Consider the following 26,082-nt stretch of genomic DNA (forward strand, 5'->3'; position numbering starts at 1 on the left):
ATTGCCCGGAGGGCGGCCAGACGCCGCGTCTCCGACCCGGTATTGCCAGTTGTTCCCCTTCCAGAAACGACAGGAGAAGCGCCATGCAATTGAACGGAAAAGTCGCCCTGATCACCGGCGCCGCCAGCGGCATAGGCAAGGAGATCGCGCTGGTCTACGCCCGCGCAGGCGCGGCGGTGGCCATCGCCGACATCAACCTGGACGCCGCGCGCAAGACCGCCGACGAGATCGCCTCCGCCGGCGGCAAGGCGATAGGCGTGGCGATGGACGTCACCAGCGAGGACGCGGTCAACCAGGGCACCCAGCAGGTGGTGGACGCCTTCGGCCAGTTGGACATCCTGGTGTCGAATGCCGGCATCCAGATCGTCAATCCCATCGTCAACTACAGCTTCGCCGACTGGAAGAAGATGCAGGCGATACACGTCGACGGCGCCTTCCTCACCACCAAGGCCGCGCTGCAGCACATGTACAAGGACAAGCGCGGCGGCGTGGTGATCTACATGGGCTCGGTGCACTCGCACGAGGCCTCGCCGCTGAAATCGGCCTATGTCGCCGCCAAACACGCGCTGCTGGGCCTGGCCCGGGTGCTGGCCAAGGAAGGCGCGCCCTACAATGTGCGCTCCCACGTGATCTGCCCCGGCTTCGTGCGCACGCCGCTAGTGGACAAGCAGATTCCGGAGCAGGCGAAGGAGCTGGGCATCAGCGAGGAGGAAGTGGTGAAGCGGGTGATGCTGGGCAATACCGTGGACGGCGTGTTCACCACCGTGGACGACGTGGCCCAGACCGCGCTGTTCCTGGCCGCCTTCCCCAGCGCGGCCCTCACCGGCCAGTCCTTCGTCGTCAGCCACGGCTGGTTCATGCAATAAGGAGCGCGCATGGCGAAGGACAAGCTCAATCCGGCCTGCCACGCCGACGCCTCGCCCTACCGCAGCCCAGCCTTGCCGCCGGACCACCGCTACCAGGTGGTGGCGCTGGTGCTGCAGGGCGGCGGCGCGCTCGGCGCCTACCAGGCCGGCGTCTACCAGGGGCTGGCGGAGGCCGATCTGCATCCCAACTGGGTGGCCGGCATCTCCATCGGCGCGCTGAACGCCGCCGTCATCGCCGGCAATCCGCCGGGGAAGCGCGCCGAGCGGCTGGAACAGTTCTGGCACACCATCAGCCGCCAGCCGCTGCTGCCGCCGACTCCGCACAATCTGCTGGACGACGCCCAGGCGCTGCCGCCGCCGCTGCAAGGCTGGCTGAACGGCCTGGAAGCCTGGCGCGCGCTGATCGAAGGCCAGAACGGCTTCTTCCAGCCGCGCCCGCCGCTGCCGCCCCGCGACGGCGGCACCGCCAGCTTTTACGACACCTCGCCGCTGAAGGACACGCTGGAGCGGCTGGCGGACTTCGACCGCATCAACGACAGCGACGAAATGCGGGTATCGGTGGGCGCGGTGAACGTGAAAAGCGGCAATTTCGTCTATTTCGACAACACCCGCCAGCGGCTGCGCGCCGAGCACTTCATGGCGTCCGGCGCGCTGCCGCCCGGTTTTCCGGCGGTAGAGATAGACGGCGAGTACTACTGGGACGGCGGCATGGTGTCCAACACGCCGCTGCAGCCGGTGCTGAGCGAGCGGCCGCGCAAGCACTCGCTGGTGTTCCAGGTGGACCTGTGGAGCGCGCGCGGCGAGGTGCCGTCCGACCTGTCGCTGGTCGCGCTCAGGCAGAAGGACATCCAGTTCTCCAGCCGCACGCGGATGATCACCGACTACATGCGGGAGAGCCAGCAATACCGCCAGCTGCTGCGCGAGGTGATGGCGCTGGTGCCGGAAGCCGCGCGCGACAGCCCGGCCTACCGCCACGCCGCCGGGCAAGCCTGCGACCGCCTGTTCAACGTGATCCACCTGATCTACCAGGACAAGCCCGGCGAAGGCCACTACAAGGACTACCAGTTCGGCGCCCGCACCATGCGCGAGCACTGGGCTAGCGGCCTGGCCGACATCCGCGCCACCCTCGCCCACCCGGAATGGCTGAGCATGCCGTCGCCGGAACGGCCCTTCGTCACCCACGACGTGCACAAGCGGGCCTCTGGCTGACGGCGGCCGGGACGCTTGGCGGCGTTCCGGCCTCTAGTCCTCCGCGCCGCCGTCTCCGGTCGCGTCCCATCCATCGCCGCATGCCGCCTTGACGCAGCCGCGCAGCCAGCGGTGGGCGGGATCGGCGTCATGCCGCGGATGCCAGATCATGGAGATGACGATGCCGGGCACCGACACCGGCAGCGGAAAGCTCTGCATGCCGTCGCGCAGAAAGCCGGTATGCCGCTCCGGCACCGAGGCCACCAGATCGGTGGCGCGCGCCAGCGCCAGCGCCGCGGTGAAGCCGCCAACCAGGGTGGCGACGTTGCGCCGCAAACCCAACGCCTTCAATGCCGCGTCTATCGGCCCCCGCTCCTGGCCGCTGCGCGACATGCAGACATGCCGGGCAGCGGCGTAGCGCTCGGCGCTGATCTCGCCGTCCAGCAGCGGATGCCCGGCGCGCGCCACGCCGACGAAGCGGTCGCGGAACAACATCCTCACCCGCAGCTCCGGCCCGGCCGACGCGCCCACCACGCCGGTGTCCAGATCCACGCTGCCGTCGCGCAGCGGCGCGCTGTCCTTGTCGGCCTTGAGCGCGAAGCGGAAACGCACGCCCGGCGCTTCCCGGGCCGCCCGCGCGATCAGGCGGGGGCCGAAGTTCTCGACGAAACCATCGCTGGTGCGCAAGGTGAAGGTGCGCTCCAGCGCGAACAGGTCCAGCTCCCGCGCCGGCGTCAAAGCCGCTTCCGCCTCGCCCAGCAGCGGGCCGATCCGCTCGCGCAGCGCCAGGGCCCGCGGCGTCGGCACCAGGCCGCGCCCGGCGCGGACCAGCAGGGGATCGCCCATCGTCGCGCGCAGCCGCGCCAGCGCGCGGCTCATCGCGGACGGGCTCAAGCCCAGCCGGCGCGCGGCGCCGGCCACGCTGCCTTCGGCCAGCAACGCGTTCAGGGTGATCAGCAGGTTCAGATCGGGAGTGCTCATCCGTCCACCATAGCACGGCCAGGCATGGCGTCATATGCAGCTATCAAGTGCATACCACGCGTCTTCCGCCATACCTCGCGCCGGCATAGGCTGCGGACATGGACAAGGCGCGGACGGCCAATCGCCGCCCGCTCCATCGCAAACCTCATGGAGCATTCGATTGAACATCACGCATTCCAGCCAGCGCGGCGCGCTGGCCTGCCTGTCGCTGTGCGTGCTGCTGTCCTCGCTGGGCACCAGCATCGCCAACGTCGCCCTGCCGGAGCTGGCCCGCGCCTTCGGCGTCTCCTTCCAGCAAGTGCAATGGGTGGTGCTGGCCTACTTGCTCGCCGTCACCTCGCTGGTCGTCGGCGTCGGCCGGCTGGGAGATCTGATCGGCAAGCGCCGGTTGCTGCTGGCCGGCATCCTGCTATTCAGCCTCGCCTCGCTGGCCTCCGGACTGGCTTCCTTCCGCGGGTTGCTGGCGGCGCGCGCGCTGCAGGGCCTGGGGGCCGCGGCGATGCTGACGCTGGCGATGGCTTTCGTCGCCGACGTCGCGCCCAAGGCGCAAACCGGCCGCGCGATGGGCTGGCTGGGCAGCATGTCGGCCGTCGGCACCGCGCTCGGCCCTTCGCTGGGCGGCGCGCTGATCGCCGCCTGGGGCTGGCCGGCGATCTTCCTGTTCAACGCGCCGCTGGGCGCAGCCGTCTTCCTGCTCGCGCGGCGCAGCCTGCCGGCCGACGCGCCGACGGCGCGGGCATCCCGTTTCGATTACGCCGGCGCGCTGTTGCTGGCGCTGACGCTGTCCGCCTACGCGCTGGCGATGACGCTGGGGCGCGGCCGCTTCGGCCCGCAGAACCTGGCCTGGCTGCTGGCGGCGGCCATCGGCGTCGCCGCCTTCCTCCGGGTGGAAGCGCGCGGCGCGGCCCCGCTGGTGCGGATAGCCATGCTGCGCGATCCGGCGCTGAGCGGCCCGCTGATCGCCGCGGCGCTGGTGGCCACGGTGATGATGGGCACTCTGGTGGTCGGCCCCTTCCATCTGTCGCGCGCGCTGGGGCTGGACGCGATGGGCGCGGGCCTGGCCATGTCTATGGGACCCGCGATTTCCATGCTGGCGGGCGTGCCGGCCGGACGCCTGGCCGACCGCTTCGGCGCGAAGCGCGTCAGCCTGGCCGGCCTGGCCGCGATGCTGGCCGGCGCAGCGCTCCTCGCCGCCCTGCCCGCCTCACTGGGCGTCGCCGGCTATCTGGCTCCGCTGGCGGCATTGACCGTCGGCTACGCGCTATTCCAGGCAGCCAACAACGCTCTGGTCATGGCCGGACAGCCGGCCGACCGGCGCGGCCTGGTCTCAGGCCTGCTCAATCTGGCGCGCAACCTCGGCCTGGTGACCGGTGCGGCGGCGCTGGGCGCCGTCTTCGCCGCCGCGGCCGGCGGGCCGATCGCCGACGCGCGGCCGGAAGCCGTCGCCTGGGCCACCCGCGCGGTCTTCGCCGTGTCCGCCCTGCTGATGGCCGCCGCGCTCCTCGCGCTCCTCGCGCTGCGGCGCGGACGGCGGGCCGGGCTCGCGCCGCTTGAACGCGGGCCATCCCGGCGCCCGCGCCATTTTGGCCTTATCCGGCCGGCGCTATCCGAACCAGCGCGCGCGCCAGCCGGCATCGCCCGCCAGCCGCTCCAGATTGTCGGGGCTGGGGCGAAGACAGGGACGCGCGCCCCAGGCGCGGGCGAATGAGGCCGCGGCCGGAGTGAAATACGCCGTCAGCTCGCACTGCAGCCGCCCGTCCGTCTCCCTGAGCAACAACAGCGCCTGCCCGTCGACAGCCGGCCGCGCGGCGAAGTCGGCCAGCAGGTCGTCCAGCAGCGGCTGGGCGCACAGGCCGTCGCCCAGCGGCAGCGAAAACCACTCGCAGCTGCTCACCGCAGGCGCTCCCTGACCGTTTCCTCATGCAGCAGCACATGGCTGTTGGCCAGCAGATCGCGCAGCGACACCACGCCGATCAGCCGCATGCTATCCGGGCCGTCCACCACCGGCAGGCGGCTGAACCCCAGCTGCGCCATCCGTCCGGCGGCGTGGCGGGCGCTCATGCCGGCCAGCAACACCTGGGACGGCGACAAGGGTTCGGACCAGATGACGCAGGGCTGCCGGCTGGCCTCCGCCCCCTGCAGCCTTCTGCGCAGCAGCAAGCCCACCACCCTGCCGTCGCGCAGCACCGGATAGCCGTTGTGGCCGCGCGGACCGAAGAATGTCCCCCAGGCGTCCGCCGCCGGCGTCGCGCCGTCTATCGCCACGGCCTCGCGCGTCATCACGTCCGCCACCTGCAGCCGCTCCAGCGGATCGACGCTGTATTCCCGGTGGATGTGCAGGCCGCGGCGGGCGATTTTCTCGGTCATGATCGAGCGCTTCAGCGCCAGCGCCGTCACGCCGCAGGCGACCACGGTGGTCAGCGTCAGCGGCAGCAGCGCCGAACCGTCGCCGGTCAGGCCGAACGCGAACACGATGGCGGTGATGGGCGCGCCCAGCGCGCTGCCCAACACTCCGGCCATGCAGGCCAGCGCCCACAACTCCGGCGAGCCGCCCGGCAACGCCGGCGCCAGCGCCGCGCCCAGGCCGGCCCCCAGCATCAGCAGCGGCGCCAGCACCCCGCCCGAAGTGCCGGAGCCCAAGGCCAGCAGCCAGATCACGGCCTTCACCGCCAGCAGGGCCAGCGCCGCCTCCAGCAGCAGCCGGCTGTTCAGCAGGTCTCCGATCACGTCGTAGCCCACGCCCGGCGCGCGCGGCTGCAGCCAGCCGCCGATGCCGACGACCAGGCCGCCCAGCGCCGGCCACCACATCCAGTGCAGCCGCAGCTTGCCGAAACCATCCTCCACCCGGTACAAGCCCCAGGTCAGCAAGGCCGCCAGACCGCCGCAGGCCAGCCCGGCCAACAGGCAGGAGCCCAGCGCCGCCAGCGTGGCGGGCGGGGTATGCAGCGGAAACAACGGCCCGGCGGCGAAACACAACGTGCGCAGGAAGCCGGCGCAAGCGCAGGCCAGCGCCACCGGCAGCAGGCTGCGCGGACGCAGTTCGAACAACAGCAGCTCCACCGCCAGCAGCACCGCCGCCACCGGCGTGCCGAACACGGCGGTCATCCCGGCGCAGGCGCCGGCCACCAGCAGCGTCTTGCGCTCCGCCGCGGTCAGATGCAGACGCTGCGCCAGCAGCGAGCCCAGCGAGCCCCCGGTCATGATGATCGGGCCTTCCGCGCCGAACGGCCCGCCGCTGCCGATGACGATGCCGGATGACAAGGGCTTGAGCAACGCCACCTTGGGCGACATCCGGCTCTGGCCGAACAGGATGGCTTCCATCGCTTCCGGAATGCCGTGGCCGCGGATCTTGTCGCTGCCGTAGCGCGCGATCAGGCCCACCAGCAGGCCGCCCGCCACCGGCGCGGCGATCGCCCACGGCCCCAGCGCGTGTCCGGCCGGCGCGCGCTCGGCCAGCGACAGGGTCTGGTAATAGAACAGATTGGTGCACAGGCGGATCAGGTCCAGCAGGACCACCGCGGCGGCGGTGCTGACCGCGCCGATCAGCAAGGCCATGCCGGACATCGGCAGCAGCCGCCGGTCCACCGAGTAATCGCGTCTCGCCGCGTTCATCGTCCGCCGTCCCCATCATTGAAGGCGGTGATGCGCGACACCCGGAACACGTCGCGCAGCGAGCGCAGCTCCGCCTCGTGCCGCGCCGCCAGCCGCGCGAGAAAGCCCTCGCCGGCCGCGGTCAGATGCACCTCCACCTGGCGGCGGTCATGCTCGCTCTTGCGCCGCGCCGCCAGGCCCTGCTCCTCGCAACGGGTCAGCAACGCCACCGCGCCGTGATGCTGGATCTGCAGCCGCTCGGCCAGCTCGCCCACCGTCGCCCAATCACGGCCCGGCACGCCGCGCACGTGCAGCAACAGCAGGTATTGCTGCGGCGTCAGTCCCTCCGCCCGGGCCGCGTTCTCGCTGAAGTGCAGGAAGCGCCGCAACTGGTAGCGGAATTCCGACAACGCTTCATACTGCCGCTTGTCCATGCCGGCGGCCGGCTCGGCGACTTGCTCCATCATGTCTGATCTCGAATATATATCACAACATGATATTTATACTTGAGCCCGGCGGGCTCGGCAATATACATCACAATATGATATATATTCGGCCACCCCCACCACGCCGGGACGCTCCCGGCAGCCGCGCAATGGAAAACCTGCATCGACAATTGCGCGCCTGGCTGCGCGGCTTCTGGCCGCAGGCCATCGTCACCAGCCGACGCGATCGGCTGGCCGGCAGCCTGGGCGCGGCTTTCGGCCTGATCGCCACCGCCTGGGTCTGCCACCGCGCGCTGGGCGAGCCCAACCCGTGGTTCATCGCGCCGATGGGCGCTTCCGCGGTGCTGCTGTTCGCCGTGCCCGCCAGCCCGCTGGCCCAGCCCTGGTCCCTCATCGGCGGCAATCTGTGCGCCGCGCTGGTCGGCGTCAGCTGCGCCCGGCTGATAGGCGACCCGGCCCTCGCCGCCGGCATCGCGGCGGCCATCGCCATCGCGCTGATGTTTCCGCTGCGCTGCCTGCACCCGCCCAGCGGCGCGGTGGCGCTGACCGCGGTGCTGGGCGGGCCTGCCGTAACCCGATTGGGCTACGGCTTCGTCTGGCACCCGGTGCTGCTCAACTCGCTGCTGCTATTGGCGGCGGCGCTGCTGTTCAACCGCTTGGCCGGCCGGCGCTATCCGCACAAGCAGCCCGCCGCGCCCGCTCCCACGCCGAGCGAGCGCGTCGGCGTCAGCCGCGCCGACCTGCACGCCGCGCTGGCCGAGCGCGGCGAGGTGGTCGACATCAGCGAGGACGATCTGGAGGACATTCTGCAGCGGGCCGAGGAAAGATCGCACCAGCGCCGCTTCGGCGCGCTGCGCTGCGCCGACTTCATGGTGAGCGAGGTGCTGAGCGTCGCCGCGGCCGCCAGCAGCGACAAGGCGCTGGCCCTGCTGCGCGACCACCGTTTCGACGCCCTGCCGGTCACCTCGTCCGACGGCAGGCTGCTGGGCGAGATCAGCCTGCGCGAGCTGCTGGCCGCGGCGGGCATGCATCCCCCGCCGCTCGTCGGCCAGTTGATGGACACCAGCCCGCACACCTCGCGCCCGGACGATCCGATCGAGCGGCTGATCCACCCGTTCGCCGACCGCGGCGTGGCGCACAGCATGGTGGTGGACGGCGAGGGACGCCTGCTGGGCCTGGTGGCGCAGGGCGACCTGATCGCGGCGCTGTTCCGCGAGCAACTGGAGCGGCCCGCCTGAGCGGCCGGGCCAGGCTGGCTGGCTTACAAGCCTTGCAAGTAGGCGGCCAGGCTGTTCAGCTCCTCTTCGTTCAGACCATGGACGATAGCCTGCATCGATACCGCCGCGGGTCGCTGGCTGGTGGAAAAAACATGCAGTTGCTTGAGCAGGTAGGCCGCATGCTGGCCGGCCAGCCGCGGCGCCTGTTCGGTGCCTTCGGCCCGGGGGCCGTGACAGGCGAAACAGGCAGGCACGCTGTCGCCCTTGCCGCGCAAGAAGATCTCTTTGCCGACCGCAGGCCTGGCCGCGTCGCCGGCAGCGTAATTGGGCTTGGGCGTCTGCGCGGCGAAATATCCGGCCACGCCGGCGATTTCCGCGTCGCTCAGCCCGCCCGCCACGCCCCACATGTAGTCGTGGGCCGCCTGATCGCTACGGCTCTGTTCCCGGAACAGTTTCAATTGCTGCCCCAGATAGGCCGCTTGCTGCCCGGCTATCCGCGGAAACAGCGGCGAGACGCTGTTTCCGTCCGCGCCATGGCAATTGGCGCACCAGGTCCGCGCCAGCGCTTCCGGGTCCCTGTCCGCCTGCGCGGACCCCGCCAGCAGCAGCGCGCCAAATAGACCCATCATCCATATCGTTTTCACGGCATCCTCCCGTCAGAAGGCAACCCAGGTGTAAAGGTAGGTGATGTTGTTGTTGCGGGCGTTGCGGCCATTGCCGTCGTAATTGGAGACGGCGCCCTGGTATTTGAGGAAGCCGGTGTACTGCAGGCCGACCCGCCAATTGGGTTTGATCATGTAATTGAGCTCGGCGATGTAGCCGCTGGTGTTGGGACTGCCGGTGACGGGATAAGCCAGATTATCTGCTGAGCCGGTTTCGGAAAAGTAGCCCAGCGTCAGGCCGTAGATGCGCTGATACCAGTAACTGCCCTTGAGCCGGAAGGTATTGAGGCCGCTGCCGGCGTTCTGCACGCTGGCGCCGACCAGGGAAGCGTCCCAGTCGGTCCGCTCATGGATGTAGGACACTTGCGCGGTGAATACATGCGGATCGGACAGGTACTGATACTGGGCGTCCAGCCCGGTGTCTCGGTAGTGGCTTGTCGGCGAGCCAGGATCGGTCGGATCGACATGGACGCGGGCATCCAGGCCGAAGGTGCCCGCCTCGATCGAATGCTCGCCCCAGTCATGGCTGTAGGCGAAGCGCCAATACGGGTTGGTGCCGTCCAGACGGTTCGACACGTCGACGCCGCTCTTGAATAGCGAAGTGGCGCCCTTGGCCAACCGATATCCCCCCACCTCGAAATACCAGGCCTTGTTCAGGAAAGCGTAGGCGCTGAGGCCGACAGTCTGCTGCGCCAGCCCGCCCTCTATCAACGTGGCCGGAGGCGCGATGCCCCAGGCGCCTGCCAGGTGGCTGCTTTGATAGGGATAGCTGAAAGCCGGCGAGGAGTTCCAGACATCCTGGACGGTAGGATTGTTGTTGAGCGTCAGCCCATAGATCAGGTCCAGATCGCTTTTGGCGATATGGTCGGTCAGCCGCCAGTCATTGTTGTCCACCGCTGTATGGCCGGAAAAATCCTGGGTGCCGGAATTCTGGTTCAACGCGTTAAAGGTCCATTGCGAGAACATGCCCACGTGATCGCCCAGCTTGCCCGCCACGAACAGGCTGCCGCCCTCTACCACGCCGTCGTTTTGCCTGGGATACGCGCCGTCATTGCCCTGGGTGCTGCCCACATGGGAAACGGAGGCCTGCGCCATCGCCGCCAGCGGAAACAGCTTGGTGGTGCCCAGCGTGTAGCCGGACAGCTTGAACAGCCTGCCGTAAGGCGTCAGCTCCGGATAACTGACGTGGCAAGCGATGCAGGCCTCCCCGGTCTGCCTGGCATAGCTGGGCAGCGCCAGCGCCGAGGTGGAACACAGCAGCAGCATGGATGCCGCCAAGACCCGAACCACTTTCAGCATGCAAACTGATCGCATTTGGCGCTCCCCGGAGTTGTGCCGGCAATACCTCAGTTATAGAGATGAAAGGACTTCCTCCTAATGGATCATTGGATGAAATTGATCCATGCCAAGCAAGAGATGCCCGCGAGGCTGACTCAATAGCGGGATGCATTCTGATCTGCCCCCGCCAACCATATCCTCAATCTGGAGAGCAGCCTTTGGTCTGCACGGTTGTGGAATGGGTTGATTTGTAGGGTTGCTGCTTTTTCTTGTCGATAATGCACAGCGCACACCACCGGCGGTATCCGGCAAATCGATCCGAGGAAGAGAACCTGATTGTAATCGTCGTGCCAGGCGGCCATAACCTGCCGCGCCTCAGCCAAACAATCGAATACATGTTCGTTCAGGCAATCCTCACGAAACCTGGCGTTGAGGCTTTCTACATAACTTTTCCGCATCGGACGGCTAGAGATGCCGGGTTTACGGCATATGCAACGATAGGCGAAGACGGCGCCGCCATTCGATCCCACGCCGAACGACACCAGCCAGCGCCTGCTCGATCAGACCGCCTGGGGATGAACCAGACGCCTCAGATCCATCGACAGCCCGGCCAGTTGCGACGCCGTTTGCAGGGTCTGGGTCGAGCTGGTTTCAGTCTCTTGCGTCGCCTGCGCCACCTCGGACACGGCGGTTCGCACCTGGTCGGCCGCGGTGGCCTGCTGCTTGGTCGACAGTTCGATCTCGCGCACCGCCTCGGTGGTGGTGCTGACCAGATCGGCGATCTGCTTGAAGGCCGTGGCCACTTCGGCGAACTGGCGCGCCCCGAGATCGACGGCCTTTGCCCCGCTCTCGGTGGCCATCACCGTGGTGTTGACCGCGCCGCGCACATCGTCGATCTGGGTGCGGATGCCCTTGGTGGACGCCGCGACCCGGTCAGCCAGCTTGCGGATCTCCTCCGCCACCACGGCGAAGCGGCGCCCCGCCTCGCCGGCGCCGCTGGCTTCGATGGTGGCGTTGATGGCCAGGATATTGGTCTGCTCCGCCAGCTCGGACACGATGTCGAGCACCGCGCCTATCTCCTGCGATTTGCGGCCAAGATCAAGCATATGGCTGACCACCAAGTCGGTCTGGCGGCGGATGCCGCCGATGGCCTCCTGGCCTCTTTCCACGGTGCCCACCCCGCTGCGCGCCGCCGCCGCCGTCTGCTCGGCGATCTGCGCCACCCGCTGGGCGCTCTCGGCGATCTGGCGCGAAGTCACGCCCAGCTCGCTGATGGTGGTGCTGATCTCGCTCATCGCGCTGGCCTGCTCCCTGGCCCCGGAGGCCTGCTGGGTGGCGGCGGCCTGCAACTCCGCCGATGAACTTTGCACATGCCCCACCGCGACTCCCAGCCGTTCCGTCAGCGAACGGGTAATGGAAATACCGGCGCCAATCACGAACAGCAGGCACAGAACGGTGCCGACGACGATGGTCATCTTGGCGCTGCCTGAGGTGGCGTCCGCGTCCGCCTCGCGCTTCCTCAGCAGCTCGCGCTCATCGCGGCTGATCTGGTCGCACACGGCGCGCAAGGCATCCATATACTTCTTGCCCTCTCCGCTCAGGACGAGTTTCAGCGCTTCATTGCCATGGCCGGCCTTGCGCAGATCGATGGTGCGCTTGAGTTCGCTGAACTTGCTGTTCACCAGCGTTTCGGCCTGGCTGATCTTGGCCTGCTGCCCGGCATTGTCGGCGCTCAGGGCGCGCAGTTCGGACATCACCGCCGGCACGCCGGCGACGGATGCGCGGAACGGCTCCAGATAGGCGGGATCGCCGGTGAGCAGATAGCCGCGCTGGCCGGTCTCGGCATCCTTCATCAGGCTGACCAGGCCAGACACATGCTCCAGCACCTTCTGGGTATGGGTGACCGAGCTGGCGGTGGCGATCAGCACGCCGATGCTCCAATACGCCGCGATGCCGATCACGATCAGGAAAGCCGACGATACCGCGAAGCCGAAAGCCAGCTTCTGGCCGAAGGTCCGGTTTTTATTCATGATTGAGCCACTCCCATTACCGGCGGATCGGTCCGCCTGCCCTTGCATTATTCCTGTCCGGAAGTCTGCTGCGGTCCGACCAGGCGCCTGATCTCTGCCACGAAATTGACATAGTCGATTGGCTTTTCGATGTAGCCATCGAAACCGGCGGCCAGCATGCGCTCGCGGTCGCCCTTCATCACGCAGGCGGTCAAAGCCACCACCGCGATGGCCCGCGTCCGCGGGTCGCCCTTGAGAATGGCGACGGCCTCGATGCCGTCCATTTCCGGCATCTGGACGTCCATCAGCACCAGATCCGGCGACTCGCTCCGGGCGATGTCGATGCCGTCGCGCGCGCACTCGGCGCAAAACAACGTGTGGCCTTCGCTTTCCAGCATCATGCTGGTAAGCACCATATTGCCCGGCGTGTCATCGACTATCAGTATGCGTGCCATTATCCACCTCGCTTGCCAGGCCGGGCGCGGCCGCGGCGGCAATCCGGCGGCGCGCGGCCTGCTGCAGCGCGCGGCCGACCTCGAACAAAAACTGCCGCCGGTCGAAACTGTCTTTTTCCATCACCCGCAGCGCTTGCCCGCTCAAGCGCCGCCTATCGTTCATGCTGACGCTGCCTTCGCTCAGCAGCAGGATGGGAACGGCGGCGGCGTTGTGGTTGCGCAGCGCCGCGAGCGCTTCGAAACAGCCGACATCGGACAGCGCCAGGCCGACGATCAGCAAGTCCGGCCTGGCGTCCCGCAACGCCGCCAAGGCAAGCGCGCCGTCGGCATAACACAGCGCCTTGCAGTTCAAGGCGGCGAGATCCGCGCTCAGCCGCGTACCGGTGGCCGTGTCGTCGATGATCATCACGGTCGTCGCCTGCGCCCGCGCATCGCCCAAGCCCAAAGCCTGCACCGCGTCGCGCAGGCTCTGGCGCGACACTGGTTTTTGCAGCAGCCGCGCGACACCCATCACGCAGGCCTTCATCTCTTCGGCCGCAATGGCGGCGAGCACTACCGGCACGCGCTCCAGCCGGGGGTTGCGCTTGATTTCGTTCAGCACCGCCCAGCCGCCTCCCTCGGGCGACAGCAAGTCCAGCGCGATCAGATCCGGAACTTCGCCGCGCGCCATCGACAGCGCGGTTTCGGCATCGCGCGCGATGTCCGCCGCGAAGCCGATTCTCTCCAGATGGGCCTGGAGCTGTTCGGCGGCCTTCGCATCGTCCACCACCACCAGCGCCCGGCGCGGCCCGGCATTTGGCGAGACTGCCGGCGCGTCCACCCGCAGCGGCAGCCAGATCGAGAACTGCGCGCCAAGGCCCACCGCGCTGCTGACGCCGACCGTGCCGCCGTGCAGCTCGGCCAGCCGGCTGACCAGCGCCAGCCCCAGGCCGCTGCCTTCATGCTGGCGCGAGCTGGAAGAATCAAGCTGGCTGAAGGTTTGGAACAGCGCCGGCAGATCGGCGGCGGCGATCCCGCCGCCGCTGTCCAGCACCCGCACTTCCAGAAACTCCTGCTCGGGCCCCTCCGGCAGCGGCAACAGGCGGCTCGCCCAGGCTCCATCCTCGCCGTAGCCGATATCGCAGCGCTGCTCGCGATGCAGCGACAGCACCACGCGGCCGCCGTCGCGGCTGAATTTGACCGCATTGGACAGCAGGTTGTAGACCATCTGGCGGAATTTCCGCAGGTCGACCAGCACCGGCTGCAGCGGCTCGCAGGGCAGGAACTCCAATTCGATGCCGCGCCGCGCCGCGTTGTCCTGCACGATGGACAGGCAGGCGCGCAACACGGCGTTGGCGTCGATCGGCTCCAGCACCCGCTCCATCTTGCCCGCCTCCACCTTGGACAAATCCAGGATGTCGTTGATGAGGCCCAGCAAGTGGCGGCCGCTGGACAGAATGTGGCCGGCGCAGGTGATCTGCTTGGGGCTGAGCGGCCCGATGACGCCGCGCGACAGCAAGTCTGAAAAGCCGATGATGGCGTTGAGCGGCGTGCGCAGCTCGTGCGACATATTGGACAGGAACTCGGACTTGAGCCGGTTGGCCTGCTCCAGATCACGGTTCTTTTGCTCCAGCTCGGCCAGAAGGATGGCGCGGCTTTCCGCCAGCGCGCGCGCCGCGCGCACCTCCGCCGCCTCCAGTTTCTTGTCCATCAGCTCGGCGCGGATGCGGCGGCTCTCGTCCTCGAACTGCTTGCGCCGCAGCTGCGCCCGCACGCGCGCCTTGAGCACGTCGAACTCGCTCGACTTCAGCACATAATCGTCGGCGCCGGTCGACAGGCCCTCGATCATTTCAGCTCTGTCCTCCATCGCGGTCAGCATGATCAGCGGAATGTCGCGCGTGGCGGGGTCGCCCTTCAGGCGGGAGCAGGTCTCGGTGCCCGATAGTCCTGGCATCAGGCGGTCCATCAGCACGCAGTCGACGGTTTGCACCTTCAGCAGCGCCAGCGCCTGCTCGCCCGATTCGGCCAGGATCATGTCGTAACCCTCGTCGCCGAGCACCTCGGCCAGCTGGTGCAAATAGGTCACGCTGTCGTCTACCGCCAGGATGCGCCGTCCGGCCTGCTGCGGCGCCATGCCGCTTGCGCCGTCGACATTGCGCAGCACCGCCGCCAGCCGCGCCAGCAATATGCCGGCGTCGCCATCCTTTTGCACGAAGGCGTCGGCGCCGGCGTCCAGGGCGTACAGCTCGGCGCCCTCTTCGTCGGCCCCGGTCAGCAGGATGCACGGCACGGTGCGCAAGGCCGGATCGAGGCGCAGCTTGCGCACCACGGCGGCGCCGTCGATGCCGGGCAACATGCGGTCCACCAGCAGCGCCGCGGGCCGGCGCGACGCCATCGCGCGCAAGCCCTCTTCCCCGCTATGGGCCAGCGCCACCTGATAACCCTGCTCGCGCAGCAAGCTTGCCAGTTGCTCGCGGTAAGTCAGGCTGTCGTCTATCACCTGCACCAGCGGCGCGGCGTCGACCGGCGTCCCCGCCGCCTCCAGCAGCTGCACCGCGCGCGCCACCAGGCGGTCGCGGTCATAGGGCTTGCCGACATAATCGTTTGACCCGGTCAGCATGCCGCGTATGCGGTCGCTGACCTGGACCTCGCTCGACAGCACCAGGACCGGCAGGCTGGCGCCCTCGGCCGTGGCCCGCACCTCGCGCAACAGATCAATGCCATCGCCGTCGGGCAACATGACATCCAGCACCATCAGGCCGACGACCTGCCGCGCCATCGCGGCGCGCGCCTCCGCCAGCGAGGCGCAGACGATGACGGCCATCCCGCGCTCAGCGAACGCCTCCTCGAGATCGGCCCGGACCGTCAGGCTGTCGTCGACGATCAGCACCGGGGCCATCATGGCGCGCGCCTCGCGGCCAGCGCCGCCAGCGCCGGGCCGATGTCGGCCAGCGGCAGGATGCGCTGCGCCGCGTTCAGCAACGCCGCCTCTCGCGGCATGCCGTATACCACGCAACTGGCCTCATCCTGCGCGATCGTCAATCCGCCGGCGGCGCGCACGGCCAGCAGCCCCCGCGCGCCGTCCTGCCCCATGCCGGTCAGCAGCACCGCGGCGGCGGCGGCGCCGTACTCCTGCGCCACCGATTCGAACAGCACGTCGACCGACGGCCGGCACGACAGGCGCTCCGGCCCCGCCTCGCAAACCATCTTGCCGCCGCGCACTTGCAAATGCAGTCCGGGCGCGGCCAGCGCCACGCCGCGCGCCGGCAGCGGCTGGCCGTGGCGCGCCAGCCGCACGTCCAGCGCGCAATGGTCGTCCAGCCAGTCGACGAAGGCATGGCCGAAGGGCTCGGCGATATGGATGACCACCAGCAGCGGCAACGGGAAGTCGGCGGGCAGGCCGCCCAGCACCTCGACCAGGGCGCTCGGCCCTCCGGTCGACGCCCCCAGCGCCACCAGCCGCATAGCCTGCCGCGGCGATGCCGGCGCGCAAGGCGCCGCCGGCGGCGCCTCCTGGGCGGCGCGGCGTCCGCGCAAATGCGTGACCACCTTGATCTTCGCCACCAGTTTGAGCATGGCCAGATAGTGCTCGCCCCAATGGTCCTGCCCGGGCATCGGCTTCTCGATCACGTCCAGCGCCCCGGCGGCCAGCGCCTCGTAAGTGCGGAACAACTCGCCGCGGTTGACCGAGGACGAAACCACCAGGATCGGGGTCGGACAATAGGCCATGATGTACTCGGTGGCGGCCAGCCCGGTCATCACCGGCATCATCATGTCCAGCGAGATGACGTCCGGGCGCAAGGCCAGGCACAGCTCGATGGCCTGCTTGCCGTCCTCGGCCTGGCCGACCAGCTCGAAAGCCGGGTCGGACTCCAGCAACTCGCACAGGTACATGCGCACCGTCAGCGAATCCTCCACCACCAGCACCCGCAATTTCGTCATCGCAGCACCAGCTCCCCGATCTGCGCCAGAAACGCCGTCTGATCGAATTCGTTCTTGACAATATAACCGTTGGCGCCGGCATCGCTGCCGCGCCGCTTGTGCTCCGCCGTGTCGAGCGAAGTCACCAGCAGCGCCGGGATATCGCGCAGCTGCGGGTCGGCGCGCACCTCCGTGATGAAGCCGAAACCATCCATGCCCGGCATCTCGACATCGACCAGGAACAAGCCGTAGCGGTTCTGCCGCGCCAGCTCCAGGCCCTCCTCGGCGGAAGCCGCCAGCTCCACCTGATAGCCGGCCGACTCCAGGATGCTGCTTTCCAGCATTCGGGTGGTCAGAGAATCGTCGACGATCAGGATCGGCGGGCGCGGCGTCGCCGCCTCGCTATCGCTGCGGCGGGTCAGCGCCCCGCCCAGCTCCTCGGGGTCGAGCACCATGCGCGGCTCGCCCTCGATGTCCAGATACAGTCCCAGCACCATCGGATCGGCCGTCATCAGCGGCGGAAGCGCGCGCAGCACCACGCTATCCACCCCGCCCAAGCGGCTGGCCGCCACCGCCAGCAACTCGCCCCGGCTGCGGATGACCACCGCCGTCATCGCGCGCGGCGACCACTGGTGCGCGGCCCGCCCCGCCGCGCCGATGGCCAGCGGCAATAAAGGCAGCAGCTGGCCTTCATACACGATGGCGCCGCCATCCACTGAATGCACCACCTGCTCCCGCGGCACCCGCAGCGTGCCCCGCACCGCGTCCAGCGGCAACGCCATGGCGCGGCCGTCGGCTTCGACCAGCAACACCTCCATCGCCGCCAGCGACAACGGCACGCACAACTCGAACGTCGTGCCGCCGGTATCGCTGCTGACGCGGGCGTTGCCGCCCAGCTTTCCCATCGCGGCGCGCACCACGTCCATGCCGATGCCGCGCCCGGACAGTTCCGTCACCGTGCTGCTGGTGCTCACTCCGCCTTCCAGCAGCCTGGCCAGCAAGGCGGCATCGTCGGCCGGCGCGTGCTGGCCGCGCTTGGCGAGCGCCGCTCTCAGCGCGTCCCGGTCGATGCCGCGGCCATCGTCGCGGAAGCGGAACCACACCATGTATCCGCGCCGCGATACCTCCAGCGCGATGCGGCCGGACGCATCCTTGCCCGAGGCGGCGCGCTGCTCCGGCGTCTCGATGCCGTGCGCCACCGCGTTGCGCACCAGCTGAAGCAAGGCGCCCAGCATCACGTCGAGCACCTCGCCGTCGATGCGCAACTGCCCGCTTCTGGCATCGAACGCGACTTGCTTGCCGCAGCTGTGGGCGGCGTCGCGCGCGCAGCGCTCCAGCGTGGTGAAAATACTGTCGACCGGGACCAGCCGCAGCCGCTCGGCGGCGTCGCGGGTTTGGCGCAGCTCGCGGTCGATCCGCTCGGCCCCGCCGGCCATCCGCCGCTCCAGCGCGTCGAGTTGCGCCGCCAGCGCCCTGCCGCCCTGAGACGCCGCCTCGCCCGTCAGCGCCAGCTCGCGCAAGGCCTCCAGCTCGCCGATGGCGCGCCGCATGCCGGCCAGTTCGGCGCCGATTTCGCCCAGGCCCTCCAGCAATGCGTCCACCTCCAGCACATCGGCCCGGACGATGCGCTGCGGCGCGTCCTGCGCCGGCAGGGCTCCTCCCTCCGCGCCGGCTCCGGCCTTGTCGGCGGCACCGGCGTCATTGGCGTCGGCCGATGGCAATTGGGCTAGCAGCGCATTCACTTGGTCGCAGGCGGCCAGCAACTGATCGATCATGCTGCGCGGCAGCGACGCGCCGGCCGAACGCAGCGGCGCCAGCAACGCCTCCACGCCATGCAGCAGGTCGGCGATCTGCGACTGCCTCACCACCCGCGCCGCGCCTTTCAGCGTATGGGCCCAGCGCAGCAGCAGCGCTATCTGCTCCTCGTCCCCGCCGCTTTGCTCAAGCGCCAGCACGCCCTTGCTCAGCTGCCCGACCAGTTCTCGCGCCTCGATTCTGAAATAGCGGTAGGGATCTTTAGCCATGGCGGGTTCCCGGACTGCGCGGCCTGGCGATGCGGCGCGCGCTCATGGCTGCGGTCTCTGCGACGCATACCTGGTGCGCGCTTCGATCTGCGCGGCCAGCGCGCCGATGTCCAGCACCGGCACCACGCCGGAGGCGGTGCGCACCCCCTCGCGCGGCCGTCCCTGGCCGGCCGAGTCGGCCGATGCGATCAACTGCCCGGCGTCGGCGCAGATATGCGACTCGAAGGCTTCGAAGGCCAGCGCCAACGACGCGCTGGCCTGCGCCAGCACCATCCATCGCGGCGCGGCGCCGGCGGCTTTGCCCAGCAGCGCGGCCAATTGATACACCGGCACGATCTGGCCGCGGAAGTTGGTCACGCCCAACAGCTCGGGCAGCGGGCCTGGCAGCTCCAGAATGCGGCGATCGGCATGCAGGCCGCGGATATCGGCCAGCCGGATCGCATACGGATCGCTTCCTATCCGTATCGTCAGCAAATTGACGCTGCCGGCGGCCGGCGGCGCGGGCGCCAACGAAAACGAGCGGTCGAACTCTTCGCGCAAGCTGGCCGCGCTGTCGGCCAGCGCCAGAACGGGACTCATCGCGGACCTCCAAGAGCAGTCAGTTCGGCGCGGCAAAGGTCGATCAGCGCGCTGCGCGGGAAACCGCCGCCGAACAGCAGCAGCCGGGATGGATCCTCATGCTGCAGCAGGACCAGGGCCTGGGCCAGATCGCGCCGCGCCGCGTCGAGCTCGGCCATCCGCCGCTCCAGCACGCCGATATGCAGGCGCGCCAGCGCAAAGCCCGGATCCAGATAGGCGGCGCTGCGATAGTGGGTCAGCGCAGCCGGATTGTCGCCCTCCTCTTCGCGACACAAGGCCAGCACATAATGCGCGCCGGCGTTGAGCTCGTCGCGCGCCAGCAAGGTGCGGCAGATGTTCTGCGCCTCGGCCAGCGCGCCGCTCTGGCTGAGCGAGACGGCTTTCAGCAGCAACACGTCCGGATCGTCGGCATGCTGTTGCGGCAGCTTCTCGATCAGGGCCAGGCTTTGCTCGAACTGCTCCTTATGCAGGCACGACAAGGCATGGTGCAAATCCGGCTGCGCCGGCGCGGACTGGCCGTAATCCGCTTGCGGCGCCGCCACCGCCAGCGAGTCGATGCGCTGGGCCGCGCGCGCGATCACATTGGCCCACGCGGGATCATTCAGCAGCACTGGCTGGAATGGCGCCTCGCCCCATGCCGGCAGGCTGAATTTCATCGCCGGAGCCGGCTCGCCGGCTTGCGATTTGCGCCGGTAATAGAAGGTGGCGTGGGTGTGGCAAAGATGGAAATCGCTGGACAGGCCGCGCAGGGTTTCCGCATGCCCCAGGAACAGATAGCCGCCGGGAGCCAGAGCACCCGCGATCCGCGCCACGGCGGCCTCGGCCTGCTCGGGGCTGAAGTACATCAGCACGTTGCGGCAGAATACGATGTCGTAACTACCGGGTGCCCACAATTCGGCGTCTTCCCGCGCCAGATTGCGCTGCTCGAACCGCACCGACCGGCGCACGCCATCGCTCAGCGCGTAGAGGTCGCCATCGCGCGCGAACCAGCGCGTCCGCATCGCGGGGCTCACCTCCCGCAGCGACCAGACCGAATAGCGCGCCGCTCTCGCCTTGGCCAGCATGGCCGGATTGGCGTCGACGGCGCGTATCTGCACGCTGACCGCGCCAAGGCCCATGGTCTCTCTCGCGGCGATAGCCAGCGTGTACGGTTCTTCGCCCGAGGCGCAGCCGGCCGACAGCACGCGCACCGGCAGGCCTTCGCGCGCCTGCAGGCAAGCCGGCATCGCCGCCTCGGCAAAAGCCTGGATTTGCTCGCCATTCCGGTAGAAGTACGTTTCGGTGACGGTCAGGTCGACCGCGAGCCGGTGCAGCGCCTCGGACGGCTCGGGCTCCGCCTCCAGCATGGCCAGATAGGCCGCGTTGTCTCGGCCCCCATGCCGGGCCAGCACCCGCGCCAGATTGCCCAGCTTGGTTTCGTCGAACTGCAGGCCAAGGCGGTCTACGATCAGATCGCGGAATTGCGCCACCTGGGCGGCCGATGGCTCGATGCTCATGGCTCGCCATCCCCAGCCGCCAGGGCTTCCCACATCTCCTCCGGAACCATGCGGCCGGCGCGCAGCACCAGCAGCAGCTCCGCGTCGAGCGTCGCGATCGACTGCACCAGGCCATCGTCGCTACCGTCCAGCAACGGGGCGATGTCGGCCAGCGCGGCGGCTGGGAGTTGCCGCACGCCGATGACGCCATCCACCGCCAGCGCCAACTGGCGCTCGCCCAGCGTCAGCGTGACGAAACGCGATACCCGCGTCGACAGCGCCGGGCCCACCAGGCGCGCGCAATCGAGCACCGGCACCGGAGCGCCGCGTATCAGCGCCAGCCCCAGCAGGAAATCAGACATGGCGGGCACCGGGTCGACCGGCAAGGCGCGCATGATTTCGCGCACATGCGTCAACGGCAGCGCGCACAGACGGGGGCCGCTCCGGCACAACAATACGGAAAGCAATGATTTGCCATCGAATGCCATGGGGATCCATTTCACTGACAAGCAGAACGATTACCCGCATCACGCAATGCTGGCCGGACTCTCTTTCGCATGATGAGAGAATGGCCGACGTCTTTATGAAGATTACACAAGATTCCTGCCGAGTATCAGCTTTATTGCATAACTCAGCAGTTTAAGCCGCCGGGAGGCGAGGCCCCCGGCGGCTGCCGATGACGGGGCCGCGCGGCCGGCCCGGCCCTCGCATCCGGTGTCGCTCAGACGGACAGGGCGGCCTGGATCAGCATGCCCGAGCGCGCGAACAAGGCCTCGGCGGCAGGCGTCAGCCCGAGCATGTGGATGCAGCCATGAATCATGCCAGCCAGCCGTTCATCATGCGCCGGCACCGCTGCGGCCCGCAGCCGCCGCGCATAGGCCTCGCCTTCGTCCCGCAGCGGATCGTACTCGCACACCAGGATCGTGGCCGGCGGCAAGCGCTCCAGCGTCGCGGCCCGCATCGGAGCGGCGTAGGCGGACGGGCCGTCGCCGGTTTCGCCAAGGTAGGCGTCCCAGCAGAACGCCATGATGTCCCGGGTCAGGTAGTAGCCGTCGGCATAGGCGGCATGCGAATCCATCGTCAGCCTATCGTCCAGCGCCGGGTAGAGCAGAAGCTGATGCGCGATCGCCGGGCCATTGCGGTCGCGCGCCAGCAGGCACGCCGCGGCGGCGAGGTTGCCGCCGGCGCTGTCCCCACCCACGGCGATCCGCGCGGGATCGATCCCCAGTCGCTCCGCCTGCGCGAAGACCCAGGCCACGCCGCTGTAGAAGTCTTCCAGCGGCGCCGGAAAGCGGTGCTCGGGGGCGAGCCGGTAGTCGACCGACAGCACGACGCACTGGCTGGCGTTGGCCAGCGCGCGGCACGGGTTGTCGTAGAGCTCCAGCGAGCACAGACACCAGCCGCCGCCATGGGCGAACACGATGGCCGGCTGCGCCGCCGCCGATTGCGCCGCGCGCTCCGGCCAGTACGCCCGAACCCGAAGCGGATGCCCGTCGCCGGCCGCCACGATGAAGGTTTCCACCCTGGCGACCGGCTGCAAGGGGCCATGCAGCGCCGACAAGTCCTGCTCGGTGGCGCGGCGAGTATCGTCCAACGACGCGCCGTCTCCCCCTTCAGGCAGCGCGTCGAGAAACGCGGCGATGCGCGGATCCAGCGGCATGCTCAGGCCCTCCCTTCGAGAAAGGGCGCCAGGTGCGCGATGAATGCCTCGGGCGCCTCTTCCATGATGAAGTGGCCGCAATCCGGCACGACAAAGCCGCGCAGATCGACAGCGTTGCCGCGCATGGTCGCCAGCGGCGCATCGTTGGTGGCGTGTTCGGCGCCGATGGCCAGCACCGGCATCGCCAGCTTGCGTTGCGCGCGTTCGCGGTTCTGCCTGATCGTCTCGGGAATCGCGCGGTAGTAGGCGAATCCGCCCCGCAAACCGCCGGGCGCCGCATAGGCCGCGATATAAACATCGGCGGCCACGCGGTCGCGACGATGGGACCAGCGGTCGAACATGAAATCGAGATAAGCCTTCTCGCGGCCGGCGATCAGCGCCTCGGGCAAGTCGGTCAACTGATTGAACATGAAGTGCCACAGGAAGATGTTCTGCTCCGGCGGCGCGAAAATGTCAGGCGCCGGCGCCAGCCCGGGAATCACCGCCTCGGTGATCGCCAGCCGGCTGACCGCGTCCGGATAGTCGCTGGCGAGCGCGTAGGCGATCCACATGCCGACATCGTGGCCGACCACCTGATATTGCTCGTGGCCAAGCGCCGCCATCGCGCGGTGCAGCCTGGCCGCGGCGGCGCCGGTGTCGTAGCCGTCCAGCGGGCGGTCCGAATGGCCGGTGCCGGGCAGGTCGACGGCAATCGGCATGAAGCCTTTTTCCGCCAGCGCCTGCATGACGTGACGCCACGCAAACCAGGTCTGCGGCCAGTCAGGGATTAGCAGCACCGGCTGACCGTGGCCGGCGGTGACGCAATGGACGCGCTGACCGTCGATGCGGACATAGCGGTGGGTATAGTTGTCGTGTTCGAGTCGTTCGATGGATGGTTTCATGATGTTCTCCGGTGGCTATCAGGCAATGCCCAGCATGGCGTGGATCTGGGTCCGGTCGACCGCCGCGCCGGCGAAATCGTCGAAGACCTTGCTTGTCACATTGATGATGTGGCGATTGATGAACTCGACGCCTTCCCGCGCGCCGTCTTCCTGATCCTTCAGGCAGCACTCCCACTCAAGCGCGGCCCAGCCGGCGTAGTCGTTCTGGGCGAGCTTGGAGAAGATCGCCTTGAAGTCCACCTGGCCGTCGCCGAGCGAGCGGAAGCGGCCGGCGCGCTCGAGCCACGAGGCGTAGCCGCCATAGATGCCCTGCCGGCCGCTCGGATTGAACTCGGCATCCTTGACGTGAAACATGCGGATCCGCTCCTGGTAGATGTCCAGATAGTCGAGATAGTTGAGCTGTTGCAGCACGAAATGGCTTGGGTCGAACAGGATGTTGCAGCGCGGATGCTCGCCGACCAGCGCGTAGAAGCGCTCGAAACTCGCGCCATCATGGAGGTCTTCGCCCGGATGGATCTCGTAGCAGAGATTGACGCCCTGCTCGTCGCAGGCATCGAGAACCGGCAGCCAGCGCCTGGCCAGTTCATCGAAGGCGGCTTCGATCAGGCCATCGGGGCGCTGCGGAAACGGGAACAGGTACGGCCAGGCGAACGAGCCGGAGAAGGTGCCCATCTCGGTCAGGCCGAGCCGGCGCGACGCCCTGGCCGCTTGTTCGAGCTTCTCCAGCGCCCATGCGGTGCGGGCCTGCGGATTGCCGCGCAGCGCCGTCGGAGCGAAGTTGTCGCACATGCTGTCATAGGCCGGGTGCACCGCGACCAGCTGGCCGAAGATGTGCGTGGTCAGTTCGCTGACGACGAGTCCATGCTCCGACAGCGCACCCTGGATATCGTCGCAATAGGCCTGGCTTTCCGCCGCGAGGCCGACATCGAACAGTCGCTCGTCCCACGCCGGAATCTGCAGCGCCTTGAAGCCGGTTTGCGCCGCCCATGCCGCAATGGCCGGCAGGCTGTTGAATGGCGCGGCGGCATCGCTGAACTGCGCCAGGTGCAGGCTCGGTCCCTTGATCGTTCTCATTCTTTCATCTCAATTATTTGTCGATCGACAAAGAATAGAGCTTGCGATGGCTTGCGTCAACAGTCGGATGCGCTAGAATCCACCGCACGACAGCAAACCGTGAGCAAACTATGGCCGGACGGCCCAGAGAATTTGATCGAGACCAGGCCCTGGAAAAAGCGATGCGAGCCTTCTGGGCCCGAGGCTACGAAGGCACGTCGATGGCCAATCTGGTCGATGCGCTCGGCATCGCATCGGCGCGCATCTACGCCGCTTTCGGCAGCAAGGAAGCATTGTTCCGCGAGGCGGTGGCCTTGTACGAGTCAGGCCAGGGGGGCTTCGCCGAACGCGCGATGCTGCAGGAGAAAACGGTCAGGGCCGCGATCGAGCGCATGTTCGCCGATGCGATCGAGACCTACACCCAAACCGGCCAGCCGCAAGGCTGTCTGGTAGTGTCCGCCGCCGCCAGCGGCGCGCTGGAAAGCGATCCGGTCATCGCCTGGCTGGCGTCGCATCGGCGCCAGCGCACGCAATCGATCATCGACCTGCTGGCTGGCGCGCTGCAGCGCGGCGAGTTGAAGCCGGATACCGACGTGGCCGCGCTGGGCGACTTCTATGCGGTGCTATTGCATGGCGTTTCGATCCAGGCGCGCGACGGCGTCGGCGCCGAACGCCTGCGAGCCATGCTGGTTCCCGCCATGGCCGCGCTGGATGCGGCGCTGCTCCCCGCCGATGATGGCCAAAGGTAGCTCGCGTCGATCGGTTTGATTAGCGGCTCGAAAGCGCGCCATCGAGAAAGCCCGCGGCAACGGCGGGCTTCAGATCTTACACATGCCGCTCCGGCCAATCATCAGCCGGGGTCAAGTCCACGTTGCGCTCAAACCGCCCGTCTTGCCACCCGTTCCAGGCTAGCCCGCGCGATTACGCGGTGGAATGGCGTGATTGCCGCGAGGTACGTCCGCCCCAGCAAGTTATGGCAATGCACCACAGAGACTATGACGAGCTCCCTGCCGCCTGCCGCGCCGGCGCGCTGCTGGATCGCCAGCCGGAAGTCTAGATGTCGATCGTCCTCGCCCATCACCAGTTCTCCCGCGCTCTTCGACAGCAGTGGAAAGAAACTGATCACCGGCCCCCGCGCCGCCGCCGCCATACCCACCGCGCGAGACGATTTGACGCCGACTGTCGCCATAATCATGTCCCGCACCCGCGTCAGCACGCGAATCCACCATGCCTGCGGCTCGAATCCCGCGCGCACCAGCATTTCAAGATCGTCGCCGGCTCCCTCCGGCAACTGCACCGCATAAGCATCCAGCAGGTCCGCGCCCCGATAAAGCGGCGCCAGGATGCTGTCGGATGGCACGGGTATCGCATAAGCTTTATGGGCATTGATCATCAAGCAATCTCTCCATGGTTTGGGCTTGGCGTGAGCCTGCGTTAGACCTTGTTTCTCTGCGCCCGTCGATCCCGCACGGGCCGGAATAAGCGATCATTGCTTCGGCAGCGCGGCCGGATCGCTATTCACAGGCGCTCCCGGGATGCGAGCATCGACCGCGATTGAGACGTCACGTCGATTGGCTCTCCTCCCTGGTGAGGCCGAAATTGTGGGCCTGGCCGCGCACCTATGCCTCATCGGCCGCCAGCAGGCCGGACTGAGGCGCGATGCCGGACGGTTCAACCACTTCGTGCAGCGCGCATTTTCCTTCGTTGAAAAAATGCATTTTCTCCGGCGCGCGTGATGTGTGCGATGAAAGTTCGAACTACCGCTGCTAGCGATAGATCAACGACATACCCCCGCACAAGGCGGATGGCCAAGAAAG

25 protein-coding genes are annotated in these 26,082 nt (G+C 68.1%); 6 read left to right on the forward strand and 19 right to left on the reverse strand.

Annotation, left to right across the window (positions count from 1 at the left end; all coding sequences use genetic code 11):
* The first annotated feature begins 83 nt into the window (after nt 1-83).
* Both BKX93_RS11840 and BKX93_RS11845 read left to right on the forward strand, forming a co-directional pair.
* The gene (locus BKX93_RS11840) at nt 84-866 is read left to right on the forward strand and encodes a 3-hydroxybutyrate dehydrogenase (RefSeq protein ID WP_070979942.1); all 783 of its coding nucleotides are present in this window, start codon (nt 84-86) and stop codon (nt 864-866) included.
* A gap of 9 nt (nt 867-875) precedes the next feature.
* Entirely contained in the window at nt 876-2,075 is a 1,200-nt protein-coding gene (locus tag BKX93_RS11845) for a patatin-like phospholipase family protein (protein WP_052717506.1), read from the forward strand.
* Nucleotides 2,076-2,108: 33 nt separating this feature from the next.
* Here the strand turns inward: BKX93_RS11845 and BKX93_RS11850 are convergent, their stop codons facing one another.
* Nucleotides 2,109-3,035: a LysR family transcriptional regulator gene (locus BKX93_RS11850; protein WP_070979943.1), complete on the reverse strand. Its 927-nt coding sequence runs from the start codon at nt 3,033-3,035 to the stop codon at nt 2,109-2,111.
* Nucleotides 3,036-3,195: 160 nt separating this feature from the next.
* On the opposite strand from BKX93_RS11850, the gene BKX93_RS11855 reads away from it, so the two are divergent.
* Nucleotides 3,196-4,743: an MFS transporter gene (locus tag BKX93_RS11855; protein WP_244887173.1), complete on the forward strand. Its 1,548-nt coding sequence runs from the start codon at nt 3,196-3,198 to the stop codon at nt 4,741-4,743.
* Here the strand turns inward: BKX93_RS11855 and BKX93_RS24690 are convergent.
* The 3 genes from BKX93_RS24690 to BKX93_RS11870 are packed head-to-tail and all read right to left on the reverse strand — an operon-like array spanning nt 4,639 to nt 7,093.
* Nucleotides 4,639-4,929 (reverse strand): hypothetical protein, encoded by a 291-nt coding sequence (locus BKX93_RS24690; RefSeq protein WP_070979945.1) that lies wholly within the window; start codon nt 4,927-4,929, stop codon nt 4,639-4,641. The two genes, BKX93_RS11855 and BKX93_RS24690, sit on opposite strands and share 105 nt — an antisense overlap.
* Nucleotides 4,926-6,647: a chloride channel protein gene (locus BKX93_RS11865; protein ID WP_070979947.1), complete on the reverse strand. Its 1,722-nt coding sequence runs from the start codon at nt 6,645-6,647 to the stop codon at nt 4,926-4,928. The genes BKX93_RS24690 and BKX93_RS11865 overlap by 4 nt, the downstream gene beginning before the upstream one ends.
* Nucleotides 6,644-7,093, reverse strand: coding sequence for a MarR family winged helix-turn-helix transcriptional regulator (locus BKX93_RS11870; protein ID WP_046159111.1), 450 nt, complete (start codon nt 7,091-7,093; stop codon nt 6,644-6,646). The genes BKX93_RS11865 and BKX93_RS11870 overlap by 4 nt, the downstream gene beginning before the upstream one ends.
* A gap of 128 nt (nt 7,094-7,221) precedes the next feature.
* Here BKX93_RS11870 and BKX93_RS11875 point away from each other — a divergent pair, with 128 nt between their 5' ends.
* Entirely contained in the window at nt 7,222-8,310 is a 1,089-nt protein-coding gene (locus BKX93_RS11875; protein ID WP_046159112.1) for an HPP family protein, read from the forward strand.
* A 23-nt stretch (nt 8,311-8,333) separates the two neighbouring features.
* On the opposite strand, the gene BKX93_RS11880 is transcribed toward BKX93_RS11875, so the two are convergent.
* From BKX93_RS11880 to BKX93_RS11940, 14 genes are all read right to left on the reverse strand, one after another.
* Nucleotides 8,334-8,933 (reverse strand): c-type cytochrome, encoded by a 600-nt coding sequence (locus BKX93_RS11880; RefSeq protein ID WP_144410379.1) that lies wholly within the window; start codon nt 8,931-8,933, stop codon nt 8,334-8,336.
* Between the two features lie 12 nt (nt 8,934-8,945).
* Complete coding sequence (locus BKX93_RS11885) at nt 8,946-10,250, reverse strand: cytochrome C (protein ID WP_145929305.1); 1,305 nt, start codon at nt 10,248-10,250, stop codon at nt 8,946-8,948.
* A gap of 134 nt (nt 10,251-10,384) precedes the next feature.
* Nucleotides 10,385-10,771, reverse strand: coding sequence for an integrase core domain-containing protein (locus BKX93_RS23720; protein ID WP_145929306.1), 387 nt, complete (start codon nt 10,769-10,771; stop codon nt 10,385-10,387).
* Nucleotides 10,772-10,789: 18 nt separating this feature from the next.
* A complete protein-coding gene (locus BKX93_RS11890) occupies nt 10,790-12,259 on the reverse strand; it encodes a CHASE3 domain-containing protein (protein ID WP_046168444.1) in 1,470 nt (489 codons plus the stop codon).
* 47 nt (nt 12,260-12,306) lie between these two features.
* Nucleotides 12,307-12,693 (reverse strand): response regulator, encoded by a 387-nt coding sequence (locus tag BKX93_RS11895; protein ID WP_052717653.1) that lies wholly within the window; start codon nt 12,691-12,693, stop codon nt 12,307-12,309.
* A complete protein-coding gene (locus BKX93_RS11900) occupies nt 12,668-15,574 on the reverse strand; it encodes a response regulator (protein ID WP_070979952.1) in 2,907 nt (968 codons plus the stop codon). Before BKX93_RS11900 ends, BKX93_RS11895 begins: the two co-directional genes overlap by 26 nt.
* Nucleotides 15,571-16,614 (reverse strand): chemotaxis-specific protein-glutamate methyltransferase CheB, encoded by a 1,044-nt coding sequence (gene cheB, locus BKX93_RS11905; protein WP_046168443.1) that lies wholly within the window; start codon nt 16,612-16,614, stop codon nt 15,571-15,573. Before cheB ends, BKX93_RS11900 begins: the two co-directional genes overlap by 4 nt.
* Nucleotides 16,611-18,617, reverse strand: coding sequence for a hybrid sensor histidine kinase/response regulator (locus BKX93_RS11910; RefSeq protein ID WP_070979954.1), 2,007 nt, complete (start codon nt 18,615-18,617; stop codon nt 16,611-16,613). Before BKX93_RS11910 ends, cheB begins: the two co-directional genes overlap by 4 nt.
* Nucleotides 18,618-18,659: 42 nt before the next feature.
* Nucleotides 18,660-19,196: a chemotaxis protein CheW gene (locus BKX93_RS11915; protein WP_070979956.1), complete on the reverse strand. Its 537-nt coding sequence runs from the start codon at nt 19,194-19,196 to the stop codon at nt 18,660-18,662.
* Nucleotides 19,193-20,692, reverse strand: a complete 1,500-nt coding sequence (locus BKX93_RS11920; protein ID WP_070979957.1) for a CheR family methyltransferase — start codon at nt 20,690-20,692, stop codon at nt 19,193-19,195. Before BKX93_RS11920 ends, BKX93_RS11915 begins: the two co-directional genes overlap by 4 nt.
* Nucleotides 20,689-21,159 carry a chemotaxis protein CheW gene (locus BKX93_RS11925; RefSeq protein ID WP_083340529.1) on the reverse strand — a complete coding sequence of 157 codons (471 nt, stop codon included), beginning with the start codon at nt 21,157-21,159 and terminating at the stop codon, nt 20,689-20,691. The genes BKX93_RS11920 and BKX93_RS11925 overlap by 4 nt, the downstream gene beginning before the upstream one ends.
* 233 nt (nt 21,160-21,392) lie before the next feature.
* Nucleotides 21,393-22,265 (reverse strand): alpha/beta hydrolase, encoded by an 873-nt coding sequence (locus BKX93_RS11930; RefSeq protein WP_222103252.1) that lies wholly within the window; start codon nt 22,263-22,265, stop codon nt 21,393-21,395.
* A 68-nt stretch (nt 22,266-22,333) separates the two neighbouring features.
* Nucleotides 22,334-23,212 carry an alpha/beta fold hydrolase gene (locus BKX93_RS11935; RefSeq protein WP_070979960.1) on the reverse strand — a complete coding sequence of 293 codons (879 nt, stop codon included), beginning with the start codon at nt 23,210-23,212 and terminating at the stop codon, nt 22,334-22,336.
* An 18-nt stretch (nt 23,213-23,230) separates the two neighbouring features.
* A complete protein-coding gene (locus BKX93_RS11940; protein ID WP_070979962.1) occupies nt 23,231-24,286 on the reverse strand; it encodes a sugar phosphate isomerase/epimerase family protein in 1,056 nt (351 codons plus the stop codon).
* Nucleotides 24,287-24,447: 161 nt separating this feature from the next.
* Here BKX93_RS11940 and BKX93_RS11945 point away from each other — a divergent pair, with 161 nt between their 5' ends.
* Nucleotides 24,448-25,014 (forward strand): TetR/AcrR family transcriptional regulator, encoded by a 567-nt coding sequence (locus BKX93_RS11945; RefSeq protein ID WP_222103253.1) that lies wholly within the window; start codon nt 24,448-24,450, stop codon nt 25,012-25,014.
* Between the two features lie 128 nt (nt 25,015-25,142).
* Here BKX93_RS11945 and BKX93_RS11950 read toward each other — a convergent pair whose 3' ends face one another.
* Nucleotides 25,143-25,658, reverse strand: coding sequence for a DUF2867 domain-containing protein (locus tag BKX93_RS11950; protein ID WP_070979966.1), 516 nt, complete (start codon nt 25,656-25,658; stop codon nt 25,143-25,145).
* Between the two features lie 142 nt (nt 25,659-25,800).
* Between BKX93_RS11950 and BKX93_RS23725 the strand changes: the two genes are divergently transcribed.
* Complete coding sequence (locus tag BKX93_RS23725; RefSeq protein ID WP_222103255.1) at nt 25,801-26,001, forward strand: hypothetical protein; 201 nt, start codon at nt 25,801-25,803, stop codon at nt 25,999-26,001.
* The last annotated feature ends 81 nt before the right edge of the window (nt 26,002-26,082 follow it).

This window comes from Chromobacterium vaccinii (assembly GCF_001855275.1).
Classification (GTDB): Bacteria; Pseudomonadota; Gammaproteobacteria; order Burkholderiales; family Chromobacteriaceae; genus Chromobacterium; species Chromobacterium vaccinii.

What these genes read in the sequence shown, in the direction of transcription:
- BKX93_RS11870 (WP_046159111.1), bottom strand. Translation starts at nt 7,093, where the DNA reads ATGATGGAGCAAGTCGCCGAGCCGGCCGCCGGCATGGACAAGCGGCAG.
- BKX93_RS11890 (WP_046168444.1), bottom strand. Translation starts at nt 12,259, where the DNA reads ATGAATAAAAACCGGACCTTCGGCCAGAAGCTGGCTTTCGGCTTCGCG.
- BKX93_RS11920 (WP_070979957.1), bottom strand. Translation starts at nt 20,692, where the DNA reads ATGAGCATCGAGCCATCGGCCGCCCAGGTGGCGCAATTCCGCGATCTG.
- BKX93_RS23725 (WP_222103255.1), top strand. Translation starts at nt 25,801, where the DNA reads ATGCGAGCATCGACCGCGATTGAGACGTCACGTCGATTGGCTCTCCTC.
- BKX93_RS11900 (WP_070979952.1), bottom strand. Translation starts at nt 15,574, where the DNA reads ATGATGGCCCCGGTGCTGATCGTCGACGACAGCCTGACGGTCCGGGCC.
- cheB (WP_046168443.1), bottom strand. Translation starts at nt 16,614, where the DNA reads ATGACGAAATTGCGGGTGCTGGTGGTGGAGGATTCGCTGACGGTGCGC.
- BKX93_RS11840 (WP_070979942.1), top strand. Translation starts at nt 84, where the DNA reads ATGCAATTGAACGGAAAAGTCGCCCTGATCACCGGCGCCGCCAGCGGC.
- BKX93_RS11925 (WP_083340529.1), bottom strand. Translation starts at nt 21,159, where the DNA reads ATGGCATTCGATGGCAAATCATTGCTTTCCGTATTGTTGTGCCGGAGC.
- BKX93_RS11850 (WP_070979943.1), bottom strand. Translation starts at nt 3,035, where the DNA reads ATGAGCACTCCCGATCTGAACCTGCTGATCACCCTGAACGCGTTGCTG.
- BKX93_RS11915 (WP_070979956.1), bottom strand. Translation starts at nt 19,196, where the DNA reads ATGAGTCCCGTTCTGGCGCTGGCCGACAGCGCGGCCAGCTTGCGCGAA.
- BKX93_RS11845 (WP_052717506.1), top strand. Translation starts at nt 876, where the DNA reads ATGGCGAAGGACAAGCTCAATCCGGCCTGCCACGCCGACGCCTCGCCC.
- BKX93_RS11895 (WP_052717653.1), bottom strand. Translation starts at nt 12,693, where the DNA reads ATGGCACGCATACTGATAGTCGATGACACGCCGGGCAATATGGTGCTT.
- BKX93_RS11885 (WP_145929305.1), bottom strand. Translation starts at nt 10,250, where the DNA reads ATGCTGAAAGTGGTTCGGGTCTTGGCGGCATCCATGCTGCTGCTGTGT.
- BKX93_RS11945 (WP_222103253.1), top strand. Translation starts at nt 24,448, where the DNA reads ATGCGAGCCTTCTGGGCCCGAGGCTACGAAGGCACGTCGATGGCCAAT.
- BKX93_RS11940 (WP_070979962.1), bottom strand. Translation starts at nt 24,286, where the DNA reads ATGAGAACGATCAAGGGACCGAGCCTGCACCTGGCGCAGTTCAGCGAT.
- BKX93_RS11950 (WP_070979966.1), bottom strand. Translation starts at nt 25,658, where the DNA reads ATGATCAATGCCCATAAAGCTTATGCGATACCCGTGCCATCCGACAGC.
- BKX93_RS11875 (WP_046159112.1), top strand. Translation starts at nt 7,222, where the DNA reads ATGGAAAACCTGCATCGACAATTGCGCGCCTGGCTGCGCGGCTTCTGG.
- BKX93_RS11910 (WP_070979954.1), bottom strand. Translation starts at nt 18,617, where the DNA reads ATGGCTAAAGATCCCTACCGCTATTTCAGAATCGAGGCGCGAGAACTG.
- BKX93_RS11935 (WP_070979960.1), bottom strand. Translation starts at nt 23,212, where the DNA reads ATGAAACCATCCATCGAACGACTCGAACACGACAACTATACCCACCGC.
- BKX93_RS11865 (WP_070979947.1), bottom strand. Translation starts at nt 6,647, where the DNA reads ATGAACGCGGCGAGACGCGATTACTCGGTGGACCGGCGGCTGCTGCCG.